Annotated in this window: 4 protein-coding genes; 2 read left to right on the forward strand and 2 right to left on the reverse strand. The window is 51.7% G+C overall.

What is annotated here, in order from left to right; all coding sequences use genetic code 11:
* A partial coding sequence (locus D6694_11425; GenBank protein RMH39169.1) for a hypothetical protein occupies nt 1-226 on the reverse strand: 226 nt, incomplete at its 3' end.
* Nucleotides 227-422: 196 nt separating this feature from the next.
* Nucleotides 423-2,621, reverse strand: a complete 2,199-nt coding sequence (locus D6694_11430; protein ID RMH39172.1) for a hypothetical protein — start codon at nt 2,619-2,621, stop codon at nt 423-425.
* 312 nt (nt 2,622-2,933) lie between these two features.
* Here D6694_11430 and D6694_11435 point away from each other — a divergent pair, with 312 nt between their 5' ends.
* Nucleotides 2,934-4,856 (forward strand): PrkA family serine protein kinase, encoded by a 1,923-nt coding sequence (locus tag D6694_11435; protein ID RMH39170.1) that lies wholly within the window; start codon nt 2,934-2,936, stop codon nt 4,854-4,856.
* A gap of 20 nt (nt 4,857-4,876) precedes the next feature.
* On the forward strand, nt 4,877-5,035 hold a 159-nt coding region (locus D6694_11440), incomplete at its 3' end, for a DUF444 family protein (GenBank protein RMH39171.1).

The following is a 5,035-nucleotide window of genomic DNA, read 5'->3' on the forward strand; positions in this document are numbered from 1 at the left end:
CGGTGCGCCGCAGCCGATGCCACCATTTTCTGGGCTGCAGCTGCTCGCGCAACATTTCAGCCGTTTCCTGGTAGGATTCGCTAAGATCAGTGACCTTGATGTGCCCTCTTTCCTGCCCCCTGTGGCGAAAACCGGCGCTCACCAACAAGCCAATCGTCCAGCCGATGGCCACGACGACAATCAGTGCTTTAGCAGCAAATACCGTGATATCAATGACGTACTCCAATCTTCACCCCCCAAATCAAACGCACTTTTGACCTTGCTCAGGGCAAGTATTCTATACTGTCTGGGCCCGCTATGGTGAACGATGACTGCCACATTGCTTGTGGCCTGCTCCAACCTGTCACAACAGGTCTACGCCTCATAAAAGAGAACCCCCGCATGACTGCGAGGGTTCTCTTATTCCTCCTAGTGACCGGCAACTATTTTGTCGGCGCCATCAGCAATGATGGATCGCCCACGGTGACCGACTGTCCAAGCGAACCAACCCAACCCGCAATCTCTGTCTGCATTTCCGTATACACGTCGAGGAAAGTCGGATTGCCTTCTGCGTCATTCGGGGTCAGTACCGTTGAGTGCAAACCTGACTTGAAGACACTCCACAAGTGTGTGCCTGCAAATGGGCCAGCCTGCGTCGGCGTCACTGGCGTCAAACCAAGTAGGCGCGCATACGGAACGGTACCTGACAAAGGTGCGCCTGTCACAGCATTCGGCACCACCGTGTCATTATTCACCTGAATCATGAATACTGGCGTTTGTTTGGCCAAAAGGATATCCATCACATTCAGCGGATCACCAGAATCCACAGCCGTCTGGGCGGCGAACAAAAATGCCTCGTAATCCGGCGTATTGGGCTGAATGCCAACCGCTGCCAGTCCTGCCTCCAACGTCGGTCCAAAGGTCAGAGAGGCATTAAACATTTTCGCTAGGCCTCCGGCGGGGTTCGCCAAGATGCCCGCCTGGATGTTATCGGCGTAAGCTAAGAAGCTGCCGCCTATGATGCCACCGAGTGAATGCCCCATGAACGTAATCTTGTTGGCATCAAAGTCCGGCTGGCTATCGCCATCCACATCCATGGCTGGAACCGCCTTGGCCAACTGGAGGAGGTCAAAAATAGCCTCACGCAAATTATCACGCCCAACGAGCAAGTTTTTGAGGTTCACCATATGCGCGCCAGAGCTGTCTGGCACACCATCCGGTCCAGGAGCACCGGTAGAGTTATTGATCAGATCCACTCCGAAAGTCCGTTCATGCACGCCACTGCCGTAGCCTTCAAAAAGGCCAATTTGCCCACCTGTGGCCTGCATCAGTCCCAAATGCACGGGGTTATTTTCATCAATGCCATGCAACGGCATATCCATCGCCACCACGGCTGTACAAAGCGGCGGTGCAGCCATGGTATCGGCAATGCCCAGCATCACTGTGCGATTTGACGTGATGCCATGCTGGAAGATCACAACAGGATACCCGTTAGCTGGTTTTGTGCACCCCAATGAGGCTTTTGGCATGGACACCAACAATGGTACGGTTTCTTGTGCGGTGATCTCCGGCAGCGGGTTCGCATAGGTCAAAAAGCCGCCAGCCATCGGGTTCGGCACCATGCCACCCTGTCCATCCGGGACCATGCTTGCTGCTGTCCAGAACTTGCTGACCACATCCAAGGGATTATTGGCCGCTATCCCGAGCATGTAATTGAGGGTGATCTGCCCTTTATACAGATCGGCCGCACCAATGCCGGTAAACGGCGTCGTATCCGTCATCAAGCTTGAAAAACTTGTCGACGGTGCTGGCGCCGGGTCTATATAGACCTGCTTTGCCGCCATGAGGCTGTTTGAAATTGATTGAATCGTGAACTGGAAGGACAGAACAATCTCGTCTTTACTCAGATTCTGATCGAAGGCCACAGCCGCGTTTTCCATGGCATTGACCAGTTGCCGAACCGGCTCAAGTGGCGCGGTCACACCAGAAAGGGGAGATTCTGTTTTCGCGACCGCATACTGCCCATCTGGGATGACACGATTGCCATTCTGATCCTTGATGCCATTGGTCAGCACCACCATGTAGGACGCTTGTGGCTCAAAAGGTTTCAGCGGAACGATGGCCACCGTCAGTGGTGCAGAATATGTGGCGATGTAGTCAACACCCGGCTGCAACTCCATTGCCACGCTGGTGACTGGGCCTGTCGGGGCAATGACGCCAGGCATGACTTCAGAACGCAAAACATTCACCTTAAACAGGCGAACCGTCTGCCCTGGCACAATCGTATTCGGGTCCAAATCAAGCGTTTCGCTCTTTCCTGCGGCCTTCGAGTCATCCCGGAAAGACACGACAAAAGGCGCCACCGGTGACCAGCCATCCAGCCCACTCAACGCCACTTTGGGGTCCGAATAATCATTCGGATCATCCACGGGAATGTTCAACGTCAAATCCTGCGTGCCATTGAACAACAGATCGTTCGGTAACGGGATCTCACCGTCACCCGGCGCATAGATAGGCTTGAGTAACGTCGTGCTTCCCCCCGATGCACCGTCCGGTATGATCGGTTGTTTCGGATCATCTCCGCTACAAGCCGATAACAGGATGCTACCGGCGAACAACAGACCCAGAGCAATCTTATTCATTTGTGTCTCCCACATCTTGTGTTCTTCTTGTCGTGAAGCCAGCCCCCTCCCACATATAGACCAGCTCGACCCGATCTACAACTTCTCCAAGGGGACATCATGCGACATATCGCATCGCCTTGCCCAATCCTACCCGCACTCACACGCAAAAGGCAAGTCCACCGACCAGTAAAAAGTAAGCTAAATTGCGTGAGTTACGAAAGGCTGGACTACACTTTGATCATGGCTCAGTGATTCCTAAAGAGGCCTTGCAACAAAAGGCCTCGATTGAGGTCAAACATCTGAGGCTCGGTGACGAAGAGAGGCAACACAATGCGGCTATTCAATCAATATCAAGAGCGTTTTTCCAACCGGCAAGAAGAAGAGTACAGCTTGCAAGAATATCTGGAGATGGCGCGCGACGATCCAAGCGTTTACGCCAGTGCGGCGGAGCGCATGCTCAAGGCCATTGGCGAACCGGAGCGCATTGATACGTCGCAGGACCCAAGGCTCGGCCGGATTTTTTCCAATAAAGTCATTTCGCGCTACCCAGCTTTTTCCGATTTCTATGGTATGGAAGAAGTCATCGAAAACGTGGTGTCATACTTTCGCCATGCCGCTCAAGGACTTGAGGAACGAAAGCAAATCCTCTATCTGCTTGGCCCCGTGGGTGGTGGAAAGTCATCTTTGGCAGAGCGGTTGAAACAATTAATGGAGAAAGAGCCAATCTACGCCTTAAAAGGCTCACCTGTATTCGAATCACCGCTCGCGCTATTTGACCCGGAAGAAGATGGGCCGATTCTCGAAGAAGAATATGGGATTCCGCGGCGTTACCTGAACACCATCCTGTCACCGTGGGCGGTCAAACGTTTGCATGAATATGGGGGTGACATCACTAAGTTTCGGGTGGTGAAACTTTATCCGTCAAGGCTTGATCAAATTGCCATCGCCAAGACTGAGCCCGGTGATGAAAATAATCAGGACATTTCGAGTTTGGTGGGAAAAGTCGACATTCGCAAGCTGGATCGCTATGCCCAGAACGACCCCGATGCGTATAGCTACTCCGGAGCACTGTGCCGTGCCAATCAGGGTCTGATGGAATTTGTTGAAATGTTCAAAGCGCCCATCAAAGTATTGCATCCCCTATTAACCGCCACTCAAGAAGGCAATTACAACGGCACGGAAGGACTGTCGGCACTGCCCTTCCAAGGCATCATTCTCGCTCACTCGAATGAATCGGAATGGCTGACTTTCAAAAACAACCGCAATAATGAAGCCTTTCTGGACCGTGTTTATATCGTCAAAGTCCCTTATTGCCTACGTGTCACCGAAGAAACCATGATTTATCGCAAGCTGCTTGATAACAGTTCGTTGAAAGATGCCCCCTGCGCTCCCGGCACTCTGGAAATGATGGCCCAGTTTGCGGTGCTATCTCGTTTGAAAAAGCCTGAAAATTCATCGATATACTCGAAAATGCGGGTCTATGATGGCGAAAATCTAAAAGACACCGACCCGAAAGCCAAAAGTTACCAGGAATATCGCGAGGCGGCCGGTGTCGATGAAGGCATGACCGGATTGTCGACGCGTTTTTCCTTCAAGGTCCTTTCCAGCGTCTTTAACTACGATCCCAATGAAGTCGCTGCCAATCCGGTGCATCTGCTATACGTCCTCGAAAACCGGATTGAACAGGAACAATTTCCGCAAGAAGTGCACGACACCTACCTAGAGCACATCAAAGGCTATCTGGTACCACGTTACATCGAATTCATTGGCAAGGAAATCCAAACGGCTTACCTCGAGTCCTATTCGGAGTACGGTCAAAACATCTTCGAACGCTATGTCACTTATGCCGATTATTGGATACAAGATCAGGAATATCGCGATCCGGAAACTGGAGAACGTTTTGACCGTGCCGCACTGAATGAAGAGCTTGAAAAAATTGAAAAGCCAGCCGGCATCTCAAACCCTAAGGACTTTCGTAACGAGGTGGTCAATTTTGTCCTACGCGCCAAAGCCAACCAAGGAGGCCAGATGCCCAAATGGACATCCTATGAAAAACTTCGTCAGGTGATTGAAAAGAAAATGTTTTCGAACACCGAGGAGTTGTTACCAGTGATATCGTTCAGCGCGCGTTCCAGTGCCGACGAACAGAAAAAACACGACGATTTTGTTCGCCGTATGGTGGAAAAAGGTTACACAGAGCGGCAAGTCCGACTGCTTTCAGAATGGTATCTCAGGGTTCGTAAATCGTCCTGAAGCATGAGCCGGAGGAAAACGTGCAACTGATTGATCGACGAAACAACCGACATCGAAGCACTGTCAACCGACAACGCTTTATTCGTCGGTATCGCCGTCAAATCAAGGAAGCGATTACCCGACAAATCAGCCAACGCTCGATTCAGGATCTTGAATCAGGGGAATCAGTGGCCATACCA

This window comes from Gammaproteobacteria bacterium (assembly GCA_003696665.1).
GTDB lineage: Bacteria > Pseudomonadota > Gammaproteobacteria > Enterobacterales.

Bases quoted from the DNA above. Each gene is read 5' to 3' on its own strand.
- D6694_11435 (RMH39170.1), top strand. From the start codon at position 2,934: ATGCGGCTATTCAATCAATATCAAGAGCGTTTTTCCAACCGGCAAGAA.
- D6694_11430 (RMH39172.1), bottom strand. From the start codon at position 2,621: ATGAATAAGATTGCTCTGGGTCTGTTGTTCGCCGGTAGCATCCTGTTA.